Source organism: Pseudomonas sp. P65(2024), from assembly GCF_057480955.1.
Map to the genome: position 1 here is coordinate 103,880 of NZ_JBLIYX010000010.1, position 18,171 is coordinate 122,050.

At 64.5% G+C, this 18,171-nt stretch carries 15 protein-coding genes; 11 read left to right on the plus strand and 4 right to left on the minus strand.

The window, feature by feature from the left end; all coding sequences use genetic code 11:
• The first annotated feature begins 146 nt into the window (after positions 1 to 146).
• The 6 genes from AC25MA_RS15365 to sugE all read left to right on the plus strand — a co-directional run bounded on the left by AC25MA_RS15365 (position 147) and on the right by sugE (position 4,730).
• Positions 147 to 953, plus strand: coding sequence for an alkaline phosphatase family protein (locus tag AC25MA_RS15365; protein ID WP_028690873.1), 807 nt, complete (start codon positions 147 to 149; stop codon positions 951 to 953).
• Positions 950 to 1,789 carry an ABC transporter permease gene (locus tag AC25MA_RS15370; protein ID WP_062573165.1) on the plus strand — a complete coding sequence of 280 codons (840 nt, stop codon included), beginning with the start codon at positions 950 to 952 and terminating at the stop codon, positions 1,787 to 1,789. Before AC25MA_RS15365 ends, AC25MA_RS15370 begins: the two co-directional genes overlap by 4 nt.
• Positions 1,779 to 2,573 (plus strand): ABC transporter permease, encoded by a 795-nt coding sequence (locus AC25MA_RS15375; protein WP_062361447.1) that lies wholly within the window; start codon positions 1,779 to 1,781, stop codon positions 2,571 to 2,573. Before AC25MA_RS15370 ends, AC25MA_RS15375 begins: the two co-directional genes overlap by 11 nt.
• A gap of 1 nt (position 2,574) precedes the next feature.
• Complete coding sequence (locus AC25MA_RS15380) at positions 2,575 to 3,564, plus strand: ABC transporter ATP-binding protein (protein ID WP_069017450.1); 990 nt, start codon at positions 2,575 to 2,577, stop codon at positions 3,562 to 3,564.
• Positions 3,565 to 3,577: 13 nt separating this feature from the next.
• On the plus strand, positions 3,578 to 4,231 hold the full coding sequence (locus AC25MA_RS15385) for an HAD family hydrolase (protein WP_028690877.1): 654 nt from the start codon (positions 3,578 to 3,580) through the stop codon (positions 4,229 to 4,231).
• A 181-nt stretch (positions 4,232 to 4,412) separates the two neighbouring features.
• Positions 4,413 to 4,730: a quaternary ammonium compound efflux SMR transporter SugE gene (gene sugE / locus AC25MA_RS15390; protein ID WP_028690878.1), complete on the plus strand. Its 318-nt coding sequence runs from the start codon at positions 4,413 to 4,415 to the stop codon at positions 4,728 to 4,730.
• Between the two features lie 16 nt (positions 4,731 to 4,746).
• Here sugE and AC25MA_RS15395 read toward each other — a convergent pair whose 3' ends face one another.
• Positions 4,747 to 6,621: an MFS transporter gene (locus AC25MA_RS15395; protein WP_207851660.1), complete on the minus strand. Its 1,875-nt coding sequence runs from the start codon at positions 6,619 to 6,621 to the stop codon at positions 4,747 to 4,749.
• Between the two features lie 129 nt (positions 6,622 to 6,750).
• Positions 6,751 to 7,890 (minus strand): TDT family transporter, encoded by a 1,140-nt coding sequence (locus tag AC25MA_RS15400; RefSeq protein ID WP_486972193.1) that lies wholly within the window; start codon positions 7,888 to 7,890, stop codon positions 6,751 to 6,753.
• A gap of 159 nt (positions 7,891 to 8,049) precedes the next feature.
• On the opposite strand from AC25MA_RS15400, the gene AC25MA_RS15405 reads away from it, so the two are divergent.
• Both AC25MA_RS15405 and AC25MA_RS15410 read left to right on the plus strand, forming a co-directional pair.
• Positions 8,050 to 9,240 carry an MFS transporter gene (locus AC25MA_RS15405; protein ID WP_062361436.1) on the plus strand — a complete coding sequence of 397 codons (1,191 nt, stop codon included), beginning with the start codon at positions 8,050 to 8,052 and terminating at the stop codon, positions 9,238 to 9,240.
• Positions 9,241 to 9,371: 131 nt separating this feature from the next.
• Positions 9,372 to 12,848, plus strand: coding sequence for a hybrid sensor histidine kinase/response regulator (locus AC25MA_RS15410; RefSeq protein ID WP_028690882.1), 3,477 nt, complete (start codon positions 9,372 to 9,374; stop codon positions 12,846 to 12,848).
• Here the strand turns inward: AC25MA_RS15410 and AC25MA_RS15415 are convergent.
• Together AC25MA_RS15415 and AC25MA_RS15420 are read right to left on the minus strand one after the other, a co-directional pair.
• Positions 12,820 to 14,178, minus strand: a complete 1,359-nt coding sequence (locus AC25MA_RS15415; RefSeq protein WP_175406197.1) for a DNA recombination protein RmuC — start codon at positions 14,176 to 14,178, stop codon at positions 12,820 to 12,822. The two genes, AC25MA_RS15410 and AC25MA_RS15415, sit on opposite strands and share 29 nt — an antisense overlap.
• Before the next feature lie 247 nt (positions 14,179 to 14,425).
• Positions 14,426 to 14,845 carry a tetratricopeptide repeat protein gene (locus tag AC25MA_RS15420; protein ID WP_486972194.1) on the minus strand — a complete coding sequence of 140 codons (420 nt, stop codon included), beginning with the start codon at positions 14,843 to 14,845 and terminating at the stop codon, positions 14,426 to 14,428.
• Positions 14,846 to 15,787: 942 nt separating this feature from the next.
• Here AC25MA_RS15420 and AC25MA_RS15425 point away from each other — a divergent pair.
• From AC25MA_RS15425 to AC25MA_RS15435, 3 genes are all read left to right on the plus strand, one after another.
• Complete coding sequence (locus AC25MA_RS15425) at positions 15,788 to 16,012, plus strand: hypothetical protein (RefSeq protein ID WP_028690885.1); 225 nt, start codon at positions 15,788 to 15,790, stop codon at positions 16,010 to 16,012.
• Positions 16,013 to 16,256: 244 nt separating this feature from the next.
• Positions 16,257 to 16,739: a hypothetical protein gene (locus tag AC25MA_RS15430; RefSeq protein WP_069017445.1), complete on the plus strand. Its 483-nt coding sequence runs from the start codon at positions 16,257 to 16,259 to the stop codon at positions 16,737 to 16,739.
• 144 nt (positions 16,740 to 16,883) lie between these two features.
• The gene (locus tag AC25MA_RS15435) at positions 16,884 to 18,161 is read left to right on the plus strand and encodes an OmpP1/FadL family transporter (protein WP_062361428.1); all 1,278 of its coding nucleotides are present in this window, start codon (positions 16,884 to 16,886) and stop codon (positions 18,159 to 18,161) included.
• Positions 18,162 to 18,171 lie beyond the last annotated feature (10 nt).

An 18,171-nucleotide genomic window follows, 5' to 3' on the forward strand; every position in this document is an offset into this window, starting at 1 on the left:
CAACCCGGGGCAGCTGCGCAGCCCATCGCGACGCAAGGCCGCTCCCACAGGGCCCGCGTCGCCCCAGAGGTTTGCACTACCTCTGTGGGAGCGGCCTTGCGTCGCGAAAGGAGGGCAAAGCCCTCCCCGCTTTTTCGGAGTCATAAATGAACCACAACGTCATCCTGGTCCTGCTCGACGGCCTCAACCACCAGGTCGCGCACCATGCCATGGGCCATCTGCACGCCTACGTCGAGGCCGACCGCGCCGCGCTGTACCGGGTGGAGTGCGAGCTGCCGTCACTGTCGCGACCGCTGTACGAATGCATCCTCACCGGCGTGCCGCCGATCGACAGCGGCATCGTCCATAACAACGTCAACCGCCTGTCCAACCAGCGCAGCGTGTTCCACTACGCCCGCGAGGCCGGCCTGGGCACTGCCGCCGCGGCCTATCACTGGATGAGCGAGCTGTACAACCGCTCACCCTTCGACCCCCTGCGCGACCGCCATACCCACGCGCCGAAGCTGCCGATCCAGCACGGCCTGTTCTACTACGCAGACCACTACCCCGACTCGCACCTGCTGGCCGACGCCGAATACCTGCGCCGCCGCCATGCGCCGAACTTCCTGCTGGTGCACCCGATGAACATCGACGACGCCGGCCACCGCCACGGCCTGGACAGCAGCCAGTACCGCAACGCCGCCCGCAGCGCCGACATCCTGCTGGCCGACTACCTGCCGCGCTGGCTCGAAGAGGGCTACCAGGTGCTGGTCACCGCCGACCACGGCATGAACAACGACCGCTCGCACAACGGCCTGCTGGCCGAGGAACGCGAAGTGCCGCTGTTCGTGTTCGGCGAGGCGTTCAGCCTCGATCCCGCGGCCAAGCCGTTGCAGACCGAGCTGTGCGGCACGATCTGCGAGCTGCTCGGCGCCGCCCACGACAAACCGGTCTGCCGGGAGCTGCTCAAGTGAATGCAAGCCATCGCGGCCGCTACCTGGCCCTGCTCTGCCTGCTGCCGTTCGCCGTGTTCTTCATCATCTTCCAGGTCGCGCCGCTGGCCTGGGTCGCCCTCAACAGCCTGCAGGGCGAAAGCGGCTGGGGCCTGGCCAACTTCAGCAAGGTCTTCGCCTCGAAGTTCTACCTGCAGGCGTTGCAACGCAGCCTGGAGATCAGCTTCTGGTCGAGCCTGTTCGGCATCGTCATCGCCACCCTGGGCGCCTATTCACTGCGCCAGGTCGACTCGAAACTGCGCGACTTCGTCAGCGCCTTCGCCAACATGACCAGCAATTTCGCCGGCGTGCCCCTGGCGTTCGCCTTCATCATCCTGCTCGGTTTCAATGGCGCACTGACGCTGCTGCTCAAGCAGATGGGCCTGCTCGGCGACTTCAGCATCTACTCCAAGACCGGCCTGATCCTGGTGTACACCTACTTCCAGATCCCCCTGGGCGTGCTGCTGCTCTACCCGGCCTTCGACGCCCTGCGCGAGGACTGGCGCGAGTCCGCCGCACTGCTCGGCGCCAGCCACTGGCAGTTCTGGCGGCATATCGGCCTGCCGGTGCTGACCCCGGCGCTGCTCGGCACCTTCGTCATCCTGCTGGCCAACGCCCTCGGCGCCTACGCCACTGTCTACGCCCTGACCACCGGCAACTTCAACGTGCTGCCGATCCGCATCGCGGGCCTGGTGGCCGGCGACATCAGCCTCGACCCGAACCTGGCCAGCGCCCTGGCGATGGTGCTGGTGGGCCTGATGACCGTGGTCACGGTGGTCCATCAATGGCTGCTCAAGAGGAGCTACCATGCGCGCTGAAAACAACGCTGGCGGGCTCTACCACCGCGTGGTGGTGTACCTGCTGTTCCTGATCCTGCTGCTGCCGCTGGCCGGCACCCTGCTCTACTCGTTGGCCACCAGTTGGTCAGCGACCCTGCTGCCCAGCGGGCTGACCTTCAAGTGGTACGTCGCACTGTGGAGCGAGCCGCGCTTTCTCGCCGCCTTCGGCCAGTCGCTGCTGGTATGCGTCGGCGCGCTGCTGCTCTCGGTGCTGCTGATCCTGCCGTTGCTGTTCGTGGTGCACTACCACTTCCCCAAGCTCGACGCGCTGATGAACGTCCTCATCCTGCTGCCGTTCGCCGTGCCGCCGGTGGTGTCGTCGGTGGGTCTGCTGCAGTTGTACGGCAGCGGGCCGATGGCCATGGTCGGCACGCCGTGGATCCTGATCGGCTGCTACTTCACCATCGCCCTGCCGTTCATGTATCGAGCCATCACCAACAACCTGCAGGCCATCAACCTGCGCGACCTGATGGACGCCGCCCAGCTGCTCGGCGCCAGTACCTGGCAGGCGGCGTTCCTGGTGGTGCTGCCCAACCTGCGCAAGGGCCTGATGGTGGCGCTGCTGCTGTCGTTCTCGTTCCTGTTCGGCGAGTTCGTGTTCGCCAACCTGCTGGTGGGCACCCGCTACGAGACCCTGCAGGTGTACCTGAACAACATGCGCAACAGCAGCGGCCACTTCAACAGCGCGCTGGTCATCTCCTACTTCGCCTTCGTGCTGGTGCTGACCTGGGTCGCCAACCGCCTGAACAAGGACAAGACCTGACATGAGCTTCGTCAGCGTACAGAAACTGCAAAAGAGCTACGCCGGCAGCCCGGTGTTCGAGAACATCGACTGCCAGATCGAGCGCGGCGAGTTCGTCACCCTGCTCGGCCCCTCCGGCTGCGGCAAGTCCACCCTGCTGCGCTGCATCGCCGGGCTGACCCCGGTGGACAGCGGGCGGATCCTGCTCGACGGCCAGGACATCGTGCCGTTGAGCCCGCAGAAGCGTGGCATCGGCATGGTGTTCCAGAGCTACGCGCTGTTCCCCAACATGACCGTGGAACAGAACGTCGCCTTCGGCCTGCGCATGCAGAAGGTCAAGGCCGACGAGAGCCAGGCGCGGGTGCGCGAAGTACTCGACCTGGTGGAGCTGGGCAGCTTCGCCGGGCGCTACCCGCACCAGCTGTCCGGCGGCCAGTGCCAACGCGTGGCCCTGGCCCGCTCGCTGGTCACCCGCCCGCGCCTGCTGCTGCTCGACGAGCCGCTGTCGGCACTGGATGCGCGCATCCGCAAGCACCTGCGCGAGCAGATCCGCGCCATCCAGCGCGAGCTGGGGCTGACCACCATCTTCGTCACCCACGACCAGGAAGAGGCGCTGACCATGTCGGACCGCATCGTCCTGATGAACCAGGGCCGCATCGTCCAGAGCGGCGATGCCGAGACCCTCTACACCGCGCCCGTGGACCTGTTCGCCGCGGGCTTCATCGGCAACTACAACCTGCTCGACGCCGACAGCGCCAGCCGCCTGCTGCGACGCCCGGTCAACGGTCGCCTGGCGATCCGCCCGGAATCCATCACCCTGGGCCTGAACGGCGAACTGGACGGCGAGATCCTCAGCCACAGCCTGCTGGGCAACGTCATCCGTTATCGGGTGCGGGTGCGCGACGTCGAGCTGGTGGTCGACGTGCTCAACCGCTGCGCGGCCGACCTGCACGCGGACGGGCAGCGGGTATCCTTGTCGATCGACCCCACGGCGCTACGGGAAGTGGCCTAAGGAGCATCAACGCATGGCACTGGCAATCTTCGATCTTGACGAAACCCTGATCCACGGCGACTGCGCGTCGCTTTGGAGCGAGCAGATGGCCCGGCTGGGCTGGGTGGACGGCAAGGCTTTCCTCAAGCGCGACCACGAGCTGATGGAAGCCTACGGCAAGGGCCACCTGGCGATGGAGGACTACATGGCCTTCAGCCTGGAGCCCATCGCCGGGCGTACCCTGGAAGAGGTCGAGCACCTGGTCGAGCCCTGGGTGGAAGATGTGATCGAGCCGATCATCTACGGCGACGCCTGCCGTTGCATCGCCGAACACCGCAAGCGCGGCGACCGGATCCTGATCATTTCGGCCAGCGGCACCCACCTGGTCGGACCGATCGCGGCGCGCCTGGGCGTCGACGAGTACCTGGCCATCGAGCTGGAGGCGGTCAACGGCGTGTTCACCGGCAAGACCCACGGCGTGCTCACCTACCGCGAAGGCAAGATCACCCGCCTGCTGGAGTGGCTGGACCAGGAACAGGAAAACCTGGAGGGCGCGAGTTTCTACTCGGATTCACGCAACGACCTGCCGCTGCTGCTGAAGGTCGATCACCCGCACGTGGTGAACCCGGACCCGGTGCTGCGCGAGCATGCGCAGACCAATGGCTGGCCCATCCTGAGCTGGTCTTGACGTAGGTGTACATGCGTACCGGCCAGCCAGTGACGATGGCCGGTACAAGCACCATTGATCCGTCACGCTTGCCTCGCCCGCGGCAAATGTGCAGTATAGTGCGCACTGTGAGGACGGCCTCACGACGCTGTGCGTGAACATACCGGGGACGGCCCCATCATTGAATCGATGGAGACTTACCATGTCCTGGATCATCCTGTTCTTCGCCGGCCTGTTCGAAGTCGGCTGGGCTGTCGGCCTCAAGTACACCGACGGCTTCACCCGCCCCCTGCCGACCATTCTCACCGTCGGCGCCATGGTCATCAGCCTCGGCCTGCTGGGCCTGGCCATGAAGGAACTGCCGCTGGGCACCGCCTATGCCATCTGGACCGGTGTCGGCGCGGTCGGCACGGTGATCGCCGGGATCATCCTGTTTGGCGAATCCATGGCGCTCATCCGCCTGGCCAGTGTCGCCCTGATCATCACCGGCCTGGTCGGCCTGAAGGTCAGCGCCAGCTGACCTCCCTCCGTTTCCCTTAGCGAACGTCGCCGCGCAGCAGGCTCACCTGCTCGCGCAGCGCCTCGGGCTGCGCCGCCTCCACCGGGATGGCGGCGCCGGCCACCAGGGTCACCCGCGACCACAGGCGCTTGAAGAAACCCTTGTTCGGGTCGCGACTGAAGAAACTGCCCCACAGCCCCTGCAACGCCAGCGGAATCACCGGCACCGGCGTCTCCTGCAGGATGCGGTTCACCCCGCCCTTGAACACATCGATCTCACCGTCCGAACTCAGCTTGCCTTCGGGGAAGATACACACCAGCTCGCCGTCGGCCAGGTACTGGGCGATACGGGCGAAGGCACGCTCGTAGGTGGCCTCGTCCTCGCCACGCCCGGCGATGGGGATGGCGCCAGCGGTGCGGAACACGAAATTGAGCACCGGCAAATTGTAGATCTTGTAGTACATGACGAAACGGATCGGCCGGCGGATCGCCCCACCGATCAACAGCGCATCGACGAACGACACATGGTTGCACACCAGCAGCGCCGCGCCCTCATCGGGAATGCGCTGCAGCTCGCGGTGCTCGACCCGGTACATCGAGTGGCTGAGCAGCCAGATCAGGAAGCGCATGGTGAATTCCGGCACGATGCGGAAGATGTAGGCGTTGACCGCGATATTGAGCAAAGACACCACCAGGAACAGCTGCGGGATGCTCAGCTTGGCCAGGCTCAGCAGGACGATGGTGATGATCGCCGACACCACCATGAACAGCGCGTTGAGGATGTTGTTGGCGGCAATCACCCGGGCCCGCTGGTCTTCCGGCGTGCGTGCCTGGATCAGCGCGTACAGTGGCACGATGTAGAAGCCGCCGAAGATGCCCAGGCCAACGATCGACAGCATGATCCACCAGGCCTGGCCCATGCCCAGCAACGCCAGCCAGTCATGGGGCACGACGCCGACCGGCACATCCCCCGAATGCCACCACCAGAGCAGGCCGAACAGGGTCAGGCCGAACGAGCCGAACGGCACCAGGCCGATCTCCACCTTGCGTCCGCTCAGGCGCTCGCACAGCAGCGAACCGACGGCGATGCCCACCGAGAACAGGGTTAGCACCAGAGTCACCACGGTCTCGTCGCCGTGCAGCCAGTCCTTGGCGTAGGCCGGGATCTGCGTGAGGTAGATGGCACCGACGAACCAGAACCACGAGTTGCCGACAATCGAGCGCGACACCGCCGGGGTCTGGCCAAGGCCCAGGCGCAGGGTCAGCCAGGACTGCTTGAAGATGTTCCAGTCCAGCTTCATCTGCGGCGCGGCGGCGGCGGCGCGGGGGATCCAGCGACTGGCCAGGTAGCCCAGCACCGCAGTGCCCACCACCCCGGCGGCGGCCAGCACCGCGTACTGGCTGGAGGACATCAGCATCCCGGCGCCGATGGTCCCGGCCAGGATCGCCAGGAAAGTGCCCATCTCCACCAGGCCGTTGCCGCCCACCAGTTCCTCCTCGCGCAGGGCCTGGGGCAGGATCGAGTACTTCACCGGGCCGAACAGCGCCGAGTGGGTGCCCATGGCGAACAGCGCCACCAGCATCAACTCCAGATGATGGGTGACGAAACCGGTCGCGCCGATGGCCATGATGACGATCTCGGCCAGCTTGATCGCGCGGATCAACCGGTCCTTGGCGAACTTCTCGCCGAACTGCCCGGCCAGCGCGGAGAACAGGAAGAACGGCAGGATGAACAGCAAGGCGCAGAGGTTGACCCAGATCGAGCGGTCGCCTTCCAGGCTCAGCTTGTAGAGGATCGCCAGGATCAGCGACTGCTTGAACAGGTTGTCGTTGAAGGCGCCCAGCGACTGGGTAATGAAGAACGGCAGGAAGCGCCGTTTGCCGAGCAGGGTGAATTGCGAGGGGTGACTCATCGTCCTTGTACCTGGTTGGGCTTTGTCATTGGAGGCACGTACAGCGTGATAAGCCACAAATCTGCACGGGAATGTCCATAGGCACAAGGAACTTGTAGGAGCGGGCAAGCCGCCCCTACTGGATCACCCTCAAGACTGCGCGATGCATGGCGACACAAACAGCTCGCCGCGCCAGGCCCCGCGCAGGGTCCGGCTGGCCACCAGCAGCCAGAGCAGCGCCAGCGCCACCACCAGCACCTGGCCGAACACAGTGAAGAAGCCCAACTCCAGCCAGGCAGCCAGTTTCAACGTGGCCAGGCAGTACACCCCCAGCGGGAAGGTGAACCCCCACCAGCCCAGGTTGAACGGCATGCCCTGGCGCATGTAGCGCAAGGTGATCAGCACCGCTGTCAGCAACCACCACAACCCCGCGCCCCACAGCACGATGCCGGCCACCAGGCCCAACCCGTGTGCCACCTCGCCGAGGCCGCCAAGGCCATTGGCGGCGAACACTGCAGGGGCATCGCCGCCGAGCACCAGCATGCCCAAAGCACCGGTACCGATCGGGCCTAGCGCCAGCCAACTGGAAGCGGCCATGTTCGCCGGCGGCAGTTTATGCAGGGCCATGCGCAGCATCAGGATGGTGAGGATGCTGAACGCTACCGGCAACGACACCGCCCACATCACATAGCTGGTGATTACCACCAGGAAATGCCGGTGCATATCCACCAGGTGCGGCGCCAGCAGCCCGCCGCTGGCGGCGGCGACTTCAGCAGCCACCACCGGCAGCAACCACACCGCGGTCATCTGGTCGATGCTGTGCTCCTGACGGGTGAACATCAGGTAGGGAATGGCCACGCCGCACAGCAGCGCCAGGCCCACGTCCAGCCACCAAAGCATTTCAACCCACGGCACCACGGCCTCACCCCAGCGCGCCATGCCGAACACCAGGGCGCCGTTGAGGATGGTGGCCAGCCCCATGGGGATGGTGCCGAAGAACATCGACACGGTGGAGTGCGCGAAAATCCGCCGCGCCTCATCGAAGAACATTACCCAACGGGCGCCGTACAGGACGCAGAACAGGGTAAACAGGCCGATGGTCAGCCACCAAAGGCCCTCGGCCACGCTGTCCAACCCCGGCACCTGGACTTGATGAAAGGCCAGGGCCAGCACGCCGGTACCCATGGTCGCGGCGAACCAGTTGGGGGTGAACTGGCGGATCACTTCGCGGGGGTGGGCCAATTGGCTGAACGGGCGCCAGGAAGGCGCGCGGGTCTGGGTGCATGGCATAAGGTGTCTCCTGGCCTTGTGTAAGGTAGAGATATCTTATGCCTGCAAAGAATATCTATATAACGGGTAATTTCTCTATCTGTTATCGATTTTAAAGATATAGCAGCCAGGCCGGCACCTGGCATATGCTTGACCGCTGACAATGACAAGGATCGGTCGATGCTCCGCGCCCTTAAAGGCTACCCCGCTGCGGTTCGCCTGCTGTTGTTCACCACCTTCACCTTGACCATGGCCCGGGCGATCACCCTGCCCTATCTGGTGGTGTACCTGTCAACGCACCTGGGCCTGTCGGTCGGCCAGACCGGCCTGCTGGTCGGCGGCGCGATGCTCCTGGCATCAATGCTCAGCCTCTATGGCGGACACCTGGTCGACACCCTGCGCAGTCATACGCTGATCGTCGCCTGCACCTCGGTGTTCGCCCTGGCCTTCGTCGGCATCGTGGCCAGCACTTCGGCTGCGCTGTTCTTCTGCTTCCTGGTGGTGGCCTACCTGGCCCAGACCGTGGTCGACATTGCCGCCAAGGCCGGGTTCTGCGCCTTGCTGGCAGAGAACCGACGCGGCGAAGTATTCGCCATCAAGTACACCTTCAACAACATCGCCTGGGCCGCGGGGCCGATGCTTGGGGTGCTGCTGATCGAGGCGGACGACCACCTGCCGTTCGTGGTTTCGGCCCTGATCGGCCTCGGCCTGAGCCTGGTCTATTACCGCCTTGGCGAACGCAGCTTGCTGAGCCTGCGCGAGGACCGGCCGGCAGCGGGCTTCGCCCAGGTCGCCCTGGGCATGCTGCGCGACCGGCGCCTGGTGTGCTTCACCCTGGGCGGCGTGCTCAGTGCCGTGGTGTTCGGCCAGTTCACCGCCTACCTTTCGCAGTACCTGGTGGTGACCCTGAACGATCCCGCCGAGGTGGCGCGCCTGGCCGGCTACCTGGTAACCACCAATGCCCTGGGAGTGATCGGCCTGCAATACCTGATCGGCCGACGCATCACCCGTCAGCACCTGATGCCCTGGCTGATGGCTGGCATGGCCATGTTCGCTGCCGGGTTGCTGGGGTTCTCCGTGGCTGCTTCGGCGCCGGCGTGGTGCCTGGCCATGCTGGTGTTCACCCTGGGCGAGATCATCGTGATTCCGGCCGAGTTCATGTTCATCGACCTGATTGCGCCGGAACATCTGCGCGGGGTTTATTATGGCGCGCAGAACCTCTCCAACCTGGGCGCTGGGCTCGGGCCGATCCTGGTAGGCCTGGCACTGGGGCATGTGGTGCCGGTGACGGTGTTCTATCTGTTGATCGGGTCGGTGATGCTGGCGGCGGTGTTCTACTGGCTGGGAACACGCACCGCCCGCCAGCCTTAGTTGGCAATACCGGCCGATCGCGGGCCCTGCGACGTCCTGCCACTGCGACCATCGTCGGCGCTGACGAACCGCGCCCTGCGTGCCAGACTGATTGATCGGGACCGCGTTTTCTTTTTTGCTCCGGAGTTTGCATGTCGTTGTCCAGCGGGCTGATCGCCGTGGTCGCCCTGGCCTACATGGCCATCATGTTCGCCATCGCCTTCTATGGCGACCGCCGCAGCACGCCGTTGCCGCCGCGCCTGCGCGCCTGGGTGTACAGCCTGTCGCTGGCGGTGTACTGCACCAGTTGGACCTTCTTCGGCGCGGTCGGCCAGGCCGCCGAGCAGCTCTGGGCGTTCCTGCCCATCTACCTGGGGCCGGTGCTGTTGCTGATCTTCGCCCCCTGGGTACTGCAGAAGATGGTGCTGATCAGCAAGCAGCAGAACATCACCTCGATCGCCGACTTCATCGCCGCCCGCTATGGCAAGTCGCAGACCCTGGCGGTGGTGGTGGCACTGATCTGCCTGGTCGGGGTGCTGCCGTACATCGCCCTGCAGCTCAAGGGCATCGTGCTGGGGGTGAACCTGTTGATCGGCGCCAACGCCGATGCCACCGGCAGCCGGGTGCAGGACACCGCGCTGGTGGTATCGCTGGTGCTGGCGCTGTTCGCCATTGTCTTCGGCACCCGTAGCCTGGACGTCACCGAGCACCACCGCGGCATGGTCCTGGCGATTGCCTTCGAATCGCTCGTCAAGCTGCTGGCCTTCCTTGCCGTGGGCGTCTTCGTGGTGTTCAACCTGTATGACGGCTTCGACGACCTATTCACCCAGGCGCGGCAGTCGGTGCACCTGAGCGACTACTGGGAAGAGACCATCAACTGGCCGTCGATGGTGGTGCAGACCGCCGTGGCGATGATGGCGATCATCTGCCTGCCCCGGCAGTTCCACGTCACCGTGGTGGAAAACATCGAGCCCCAGGACATGCGCCTGGCCCGCTGGGTGTTCCCGCTGTACCTGGCCCTGGCCGCGCTGTTCGTGGTGCCCATCGCCCTGGCCGGGCAGATGCTACTGCCGGGCACGGTGATTTCCGATTCGTTCGTGATCAGCCTGCCGCTGGCCGAGGCCCACCCGAGCCTGGCTCTGCTGGCGTTCATCGGCGGCGCCTCGGCGGCCACCGGCATGGTCATCGTCGAGGCCGTGGCGCTGTCGACCATGGTCTCCAACGACATGCTGCTGCCCTGGCTGCTGCGGCGCAACAACGCCGAGCGGCCGTTCGAGGTGTTCCGCCACTGGATGCTCTCGGTGCGCCGGGTGACCATCGTCGTCATCCTGCTGCTGGCCTACGTCAGCTACCGGCTGCTTGGCTCCACCGCGAGCCTGGCGACCATCGGCCAGATCGCCTTCGCCGCGGTGACCCAGCTGACCCCGGCGATGCTCGGCGCGCTGTACTGGAAGCAGGCCAACCGCCGCGGCGTGTTCGCGGGTCTGGCCGCCGGCATCTTCCTGTGGTTCTACACCCTGGTGCTGCCGATCGCCGCCCACAGCCTGGGCTGGTCGCTGCAGCTGTTCCCGGGGCTGGCCTGGCTGCACGGCAACCCGCTCAACCTGCCGATCACCCCGCTCACCCAGGGCGTGGTGCTGTCGCTGGCGGGCAACTTCACCCTGTTCGCCTGGGTTTCGATCCTGTCCCGCACACGGGTTTCCGAGCACTGGCAGGCTGGGCGCTTCATCGGCCAGCAGACCAGCGCCCGCCCCTCCAGCAAACCCCTGCTGGCGGTGCAGATCGACGACCTGCTCAAGCTCGCCGCGCGCTTCGTCGGCGAGGAGCGCGCCCGGCAAAGCTTCATCCGCTTCGCCTACCGCCAGGGCAAGGGCTTCAACCCCAATCAGAACGCCGATGGTGACTGGATCGAGCACACCGAACGGCTGCTGGCCGGCGTGCTCGGCACCTCCTCGACCCGCGCCGTGGTCAAGGCCGCCATCGAAGGCCGCGACATGCAGCTTGAGGATGTGGTGCGCATCGCCGACGAAGCCAGCGAGGTGCTGCAGTTCAACCGCGCGCTGCTGCAGGGCGCCATCGAGAACATCAATCAGGGTATCAGCGTGGTCGACCAGAACCTGCGCCTGGTGGCCTGGAACCGCCGCTACCTGGAGCTGTTCAACTACCCCGACGGGTTGATCAGCGTCGGCCGGCCGATCGCCGACATCATCCGCTACAACGCCGAGCGCGGTCTGTGCGGGCCGGGCGAGGCCCAGGTGCATGTGGCGCGGCGCCTGCACTGGATGCGCCAGGGCCGGGCCCACTCCTCCGAGCGGCTGTTCCCCAATGGCCGGGTGATCGAGCTGATCGGCAACCCGATGCCTGGCGGCGGCTTCGTCATGAGCTTTACCGACATCACCCCGTTCCGCGAGGCCGAACAGGCCCTGCGCGACTCCAACGAGGGCCTGGAGCAACGCGTCGCCGAGCGCACCCACGAGCTGTCGCAGCTCAACCAGGCGTTGACCGAGGCCAAGAGCCGCGCCGAGGCGGTCAGCCAGTCCAAGACCCGCTTCCTCGCCGCCGTCAGCCACGACCTGATGCAGCCGCTCAACGCTGCCCGGCTGTTCTCCGCCGCTCTGTCGCAGCAAGCCGAGGCCATGAACGACGAGGCCCGGCAACTGGTGCAGCACATGGACAGCTCGCTGCGCTCGGCCGAGGAGCTGATCAGCGACCTGCTCGATATCTCGCGACTGGAGAACGGCAAGGTCACCCCCGACATCAAGCCCTTCGCCCTCAACGAGCTGTTTGACACCCTCGGCGCCGAGTTCAAGGTGCTGGCCGCCGAGAAGGGCCTGGAGTTCCGCCTGCGCGGCAGCCGCCTGCGGGTGGACAGCGACATGAAACTGCTGCGCCGGGTGCTGCAGAACTTCCTCACCAACGCCCTGCGCTACGGCAAGAGCCCGCTGCTGCTGGGTGCGCGGCGACAAAGTGGACGCCTGTGGCTGGAGGTGTGGGACCGTGGCCCGGGCATCGCCGACGACAAGCTGCAGGTGATCTTCCAGGAGTTCAAGCGCCTGGACAGCCACCAGACCCGCGCCGAGAAAGGCCTGGGCCTGGGCCTGGCGATCGCCGACGGCCTGTGCCGGGTGCTCGGGCATCCGCTGGAGGTACGCTCCTGGCCGGGCAAGGGCAGCGTGTTCCGCGTCAGCGTGCCCATCGCCCACAGCCCAGCGCCCGCGACGCCCGCCCCCGTGGAGCAGGCCGGGCAGCCGCTGGCCGGGCTGCAGGTATTGTGCGTGGACAACGAGGACAGCATCCTGATCGGCATGAACAGCCTGCTCAGCCGTTGGGGTTGTCAGGTGTGGACCGCGCGCAACCAGGCCGAATGCGAGGCCCTGCTCGGCAAGGGCCTGCGCCCGCACCTGGCGCTGGTGGACTACCACCTGGATGACGGCGAGACCGGTACCGGGCTGATGGGCTGGCTACGAACACGCCTGGGCGAGCCGGTGCCCGGGGTGGTGATCAGCGCCGACGGGCGCAACGAGACCATCGCCCTGGTGCATGCCGCAGGCCTCGACTACCTGGCCAAGCCGGTCAAGCCGGCAGCCCTGCGCGCCCTGCTCAATCGGCATCTGAGCCTGGTTCAGTAAGCGCCTCATCGTTTAGGGCGCGCTCAATCAACTCAGCCGGCAGGCTCTTGCTGGCCCGGGCGCCGAGCAGCTTGAGCTGCTCGCTGCGGCTGACCAGGTTGCCGCGCCCCTCGCACAGCTTGTTGCGTGCTGCGGCGTAGGCCTTGTCCACCTGGGCAAGGCGTGCGCCGAGCTCGTCCAGGTCCTGAATGAAGAGCACAAACTTGTCGTACAGCCAGCCGGCGCGCTCGGCGATCTCGCGGGCGTTCTGCCCCTGGCGTTCCTGCTTCCACAGGCTGTCGATCACCCGCAGGGTGGCGAGCAAGGTGGTCGGGCTGACGATCACGATCTGTCGGTCAAAGGCCTCCTGGAACAGGTTGGGCTCGGCCTGCAGCGCCGCCGAGAAAGCCGCCTCGATGGGCACGAACAGCAGCACGAAGTCGAGGCTGTGCAAGCCCTCAAGGCGGCTGTAATCCTTGCTGGACAAGCCCTTGACGTGATTGCGCAGCGACTGTACGTGCTGTTTGAGCGCGGCTTCGTCGTTGTTGCCGACGAACTGCTGGTAGGCCGTCAGGCTGACCTTGGCATCCACCACCACCTGCTTGTCGCCCGGCAGCATGATCAGCACATCGGGCTGGAAGCGCTCGCCATCGGCGCTGCGCAGGCTGACCTGGGTCTGGTATTCGCGGCCCTTTTCGAGGCCCGCGTGCTCCAGCACCCGCTCCAGGATCAGTTCGCCCCAGTTGCCCTGGGTCTTCTGGCCCTTGAGCGCCTGGGTAAGGTTGGTGGCCTCGTCGGACAGGCGCAGGTTGAGCTGCTGCAGGCGCTCGAGTTCCTTGCCCAGGGAGAAACGCTCGCGGGCCTCCTGCTGGTAGCTTTCCTCGACGCGCTTCTCGAACGCCTGGATACGCTCCTTGAGCGGGTCGAGCAACTGGCCCAGGTGCTGCTGGCTGGTCTGGGCGAAGCGTTGCTCGCGCTCGTCGAAGATCTTGGTGGCAAGGTCGGCGAACTGCGCGCGCAGGGTGTCGCGGGCTTCCTGCAGGTCTTCGAGGCGTTGCTGATGGCTCTCCTGCTGTTCACGCAGCTCGGCTTCCAGGCGTGCAGCCTGGGCCTCGAGACGGCGCAGCTCGGCCTCGCGGTTGGCGCGCTCCAGGTGCCAGGCATGGGCGGCATCACGGGCGTTGTCGCGGTCGATCTGCAGCAGCTCCAGTTCCCTGCCCTGGGCGGCCAGCTGGGTCTGCTTGATGGTGTTGGCCTCGCTGAGGTCGCTGATCTCGTCGCGACTGGCCTCCAGCTGGGCCAGCAGGCCGGCCTGGGTCAACTGGGCGGCATTCAGGCGCTCTTCGAGCAAGGCCTGCTCGGCCTTGCGCGCCCCCTGTCCGCGCTGAACCTGCATGACCCAGCCCAGGCAGGGCACGGCGCCCGCCACCAAGCCCAGCAAAATGCTGGTCAGATCCACTGTCATGCCTACCCCGATCGAACATTGACGAATGCTGCGCAGCTTATCAGCCTGGTGACAGGGTTGGGTGGTCAGTACCCAGCAAGAGAGCACCTCAGCCATGCGCCCCCCAACAAATGGTTTTACACAGCTGCTCCGGTTAACTACCGAACCACTGGCGCAACAACCGCCGCGCCTCCTGCGAGCCCTGCCCCGCCGCCAGCTCCAGCCAATAGCGGGACTGCTCCGGCTCCTGGGCCTGGCACAACCGGCCATACTCCAGTTGGGCCCGGCGATCACCGGCGCGGGCCGCCTGGCGCAGCAGTTCATGACCGATGCGCCGGTCGCGGGCATTGCCGCAGTCGCGGCAGAGCATCTGCCCCAGGCGGCTCTGGGCCACCACCACGCCCTGGCGCGCCGGCTGCTTGAGCATGCGCCCGGCCAGGTGCTTGACGCTGGGCTTATCCCCCAGGCGCGGGCTGTCGAGCAGCCACAGGGCCACTTTCAGGGAAAAACGCTTGGAGGAAGGCAGCGATGGCGAGGCATCAGGACTGGCGAGGTATTTACCGCGAAGCTTCATGACCTACAGCAAGGGTGATTCGAGAGGCGCGCCACTCTACTCCTTTTTTTGTGGACTGACCTGGGCGACTTTCGGCTGATCGCCATTTTTTTCCACGATTTTTTCTTGACGTTTTCCCAAGGAAAATGCCGATGCCACCACTACCCACCGATTGTCGGACAATGGATGAAACAGCTGGCACGCCCGTCCTAGAGCAAGCGCCCGGGACAATCCACAGAACCTGTGGATAACTCGGTGGACAACCCCTTGAGGTAGCTCGCAAACCCCTGTTAAATGGGGCTTTCAGTCAAACTGACGATTTTTTCACCAGCAAAAATTAGTGTTTTTTTTCATTGACTTAAGCCCCCAGTCAAGTCATTGGCGAGCCGTCCACAGGACGTTGCAAGAGGGTTACAACTGTTCAACCGAGTGTGTACAACCGCACCAACAAATGGCATCGCGGTGCACGGAATCAGTACAGGAGGGTGGTTGGCTGAACATTTCACCCTCTTCACACCAGGCGCGATTGACGACATAATTATCGGCTTACCGCTAGAAAAGCCAAAAACTTGCCAACCCCGAAAAGTTCGTGTAGGGTTGCGCCCCGTTAGTACCCAGCTGAAGTCATTCTGGCCACTCAGTCCCTGCAGCCCAAGTGCTCGGTAACGAGCAAGCACTGCCCCATCGGGACCGGCCCATTCGATGATTCACTCGGCAAACCTTGCCCAGCACGAATCACGTTTCAGATTGATCAGGATCTTCCCCGACGCCCAGAACCCTGGTGTCGGTGTGCTGCCTGCCTTCTGTCGTACCTACCAGTCAGCCCAGCGCCCACTTATTGCATGCGCCCCTCTGGCTGCCCTGTTCCAGTCAGGTTCTGCGTCTCCTTAATAAAGACGTCACTGGAACGTTTCTATTGTGCACGGATCAAACACCGTGTCTTACGCAGGAACATCCAACAATATGAGTAACCATCAACAAATCCAGGTTGCCTTCGGCACCCTTTCCCAGGCCTTCGCCCCATTGAAGTGCCTCATCGTTGCACCACGCAAGGGCAGCTTCAGCTTCACCCTGGTCGACGAGCATGGCATCGCCTGCCACAGCGAGCGCCTCTATCCGGAGCAGTACAACCGGGCAGAACCGCTGCAAGCGGTGATCGAGCGCACCCGCCAGTCGCTGACCGCATGAATGAATGGCGGGTAATTCACGCCATGAATACGCCATGCAAAACCCAGCCTGAAGGTAATTGGCCTAATCGCCAATGGGCATATGCCCTGCGCCTTCGGGCTGCAATCGATTTAAAAACAGCCTTTTACACCACTGTTATCACACTACACTTCAACTCGAGCGGCATCTGCCGCTTCCGGCGGGCCTGACCACTCACCAGCTGCCAAGCTCCAGCGCCCGTCGGCCCTTTTCAGCAGAGGGCATCATGGGCATCGCTGCGAACGAGTTGAGTCGATATGTGATTCGGCCGACCCTGATCTACCTGGGTCGCCACAGCGACAGCGCCGAAGCTTTGTTACTGGGCGTTGCCGCGAGCCAGTCTGCGCTGGGGGCCGCCCTGCATGACCGACGTGGCCATGGGCTTTACCGGATCGGTGGGAATCGTCACCGTTGCCTGTGGGACGAATACCTTGCCCGCGACCCCGAACTGGCCAGCCTGGTGCGCGGCCTGGCCAGCCAGCACGCCTTCCTCGGCGGCCCGCACCTCGAACTCACCGTCAACCTGCGCTACGCCACCGCCATCGCCTGGATGCTGATCGAAGAGCAAGCCCTGCCCTTGCCGGCGGCCGACGATCTGCTGGGCCTGGCACGGATTTGGCGGCAGACCTTCCAGCCCCAAGGGCGCCTGCGGGACTTCACCCACGCCTGGCACCACTGTATCGAGCCAATGCTCACCCCAGCCTCCTGAGCCAACGCGTCCTACACCCAAAAAAACGGAATTTTGGTCGGATTGTCCTACAAAACCGCTCTATCTCCTGCGTTTCAGCCTATGGCGCAGCGCGGCATTTGTTGGTAGCTTTTCGCCCCGGAGATCCCAAGGAGTTTTCTAATAATGAAAAAAGTTATGCTCAAAACCTCTCTCGGCATTGCCGTTGCCCTCGCTTCCAGCCAATTGTTCGCCAGCGGCTTTGCCCTTAACGAACAGAGCGTCAGCGGCATGGGGACAGGTTTCGCGGGTCGTTCTTCTTCTGCCGAAGATGCCAGCACCGTGTATGGCAACCCGGCGGGCATGTCCCGCCTGAAGCGCGACCAGATGACCGTTGGTGGTGCTGCGGTCATCGCCAAGTCCGATATTTCCGGACGCGGCAGTAACAAAGGGGGGGAAATGGACGGTGACATGGTGCCCGTGGTCGGCGTGCCGATGGGTTACTACGTCAAGTCCATCGATGACCACTGGAGCGTCGGTTTCGGCGTCTACGTACCGTTCGGCCTGGTCACCGACTATGGTAGCGACGATGCCGCGCGCTACTGGGGCAAGAAGAGCCATGTCGAGGTCGTGACCTTCCAGCCGACCGTGAGCTATGCGTTCAACGACAAGGTCTCGATCGGCTTCGGCCCGACCATCAACCGCATCAAGGGCGAACTGGGCTCGAACCTGGCCAGTATCTCGCCGCTGCGTCCGGCCGATGGCGAGGTGAAAATCAAGGGCGACGACACCGCCGTCGGCTACAACATCGGTATTCTGGTACAAGCCACCGACCGCACCCGTGTCGGCCTGACCTACCACTCGATGGTCGACTACAAGCTCGAAGGCAAGACCAAGGTCAGCTACCCGTTGCTCGGCCTGGACGGCAACAAGTTCGATGCCACCCTGAAGATCAAGACCCCCGAGTCGGTGGACTTCTCGGTAACCCACGAACTGGACGACAAGTGGACCCTGTACGCAGGCAGCACCTGGACCCGCTGGAGCCGCCTGGAGAACATCACAGTCAACAATGAAGTACCGGCAGGCCCTGCCGGGCAGTTCGCGACCATCACCGAGGAACAGAATTGGCACGACACCTGGGCTCACGCCATCGGCGCCTCCTACAAGGTGAACAAGGAGTGGGTCCTGCGTACTGGTTTCTCGGTTGACCAGTCGCCGACCAACAACACCAACCGCTCCCCGCGCATCCCGACTGGCGATCGCAAGATCTTCAGCATCGGTGCCGGCTGGAGCCCGACCGACGACATGACCATCGACGTGGCCTACTCGTACCTGTGGGAAGAAGACACCAAGGTCAACAACCAGCCGCATAGCCTGACCGAGGCTGGCCTCAAGGGCAGCTACCAGGCCAAGTACGAAAACAGCGCTCACGGCGTTGGTGCTTCGCTGACCTACCGCTTCTGAGTCACTGTCG

Coding starts and splice junctions, on each gene's coding strand:
- AC25MA_RS15365 (WP_028690873.1), top strand. CDS start 147: ATGAACCACAACGTCATCCTGGTCCTGCTCGACGGCCTCAACCACCAG.
- AC25MA_RS15425 (WP_028690885.1), top strand. CDS start 15,788: ATGAGTAACCATCAACAAATCCAGGTTGCCTTCGGCACCCTTTCCCAG.
- AC25MA_RS15395 (WP_207851660.1), bottom strand. CDS start 6,621: ATGAGTCACCCCTCGCAATTCACCCTGCTCGGCAAACGGCGCTTCCTG.
- AC25MA_RS15400 (WP_486972193.1), bottom strand. CDS start 7,890: ATGCCATGCACCCAGACCCGCGCGCCTTCCTGGCGCCCGTTCAGCCAA.
- AC25MA_RS15385 (WP_028690877.1), top strand. CDS start 3,578: ATGGCACTGGCAATCTTCGATCTTGACGAAACCCTGATCCACGGCGAC.
- AC25MA_RS15435 (WP_062361428.1), top strand. CDS start 16,884: ATGAAAAAAGTTATGCTCAAAACCTCTCTCGGCATTGCCGTTGCCCTC.
- AC25MA_RS15420 (WP_486972194.1), bottom strand. CDS start 14,845: ATGAAGCTTCGCGGTAAATACCTCGCCAGTCCTGATGCCTCGCCATCG.
- AC25MA_RS15380 (WP_069017450.1), top strand. CDS start 2,575: ATGAGCTTCGTCAGCGTACAGAAACTGCAAAAGAGCTACGCCGGCAGC.
- AC25MA_RS15410 (WP_028690882.1), top strand. CDS start 9,372: ATGTCGTTGTCCAGCGGGCTGATCGCCGTGGTCGCCCTGGCCTACATG.
- AC25MA_RS15405 (WP_062361436.1), top strand. CDS start 8,050: ATGCTCCGCGCCCTTAAAGGCTACCCCGCTGCGGTTCGCCTGCTGTTG.
- AC25MA_RS15375 (WP_062361447.1), top strand. CDS start 1,779: ATGCGCGCTGAAAACAACGCTGGCGGGCTCTACCACCGCGTGGTGGTG.
- AC25MA_RS15430 (WP_069017445.1), top strand. CDS start 16,257: ATGGGCATCGCTGCGAACGAGTTGAGTCGATATGTGATTCGGCCGACC.
- sugE (WP_028690878.1), top strand. CDS start 4,413: ATGTCCTGGATCATCCTGTTCTTCGCCGGCCTGTTCGAAGTCGGCTGG.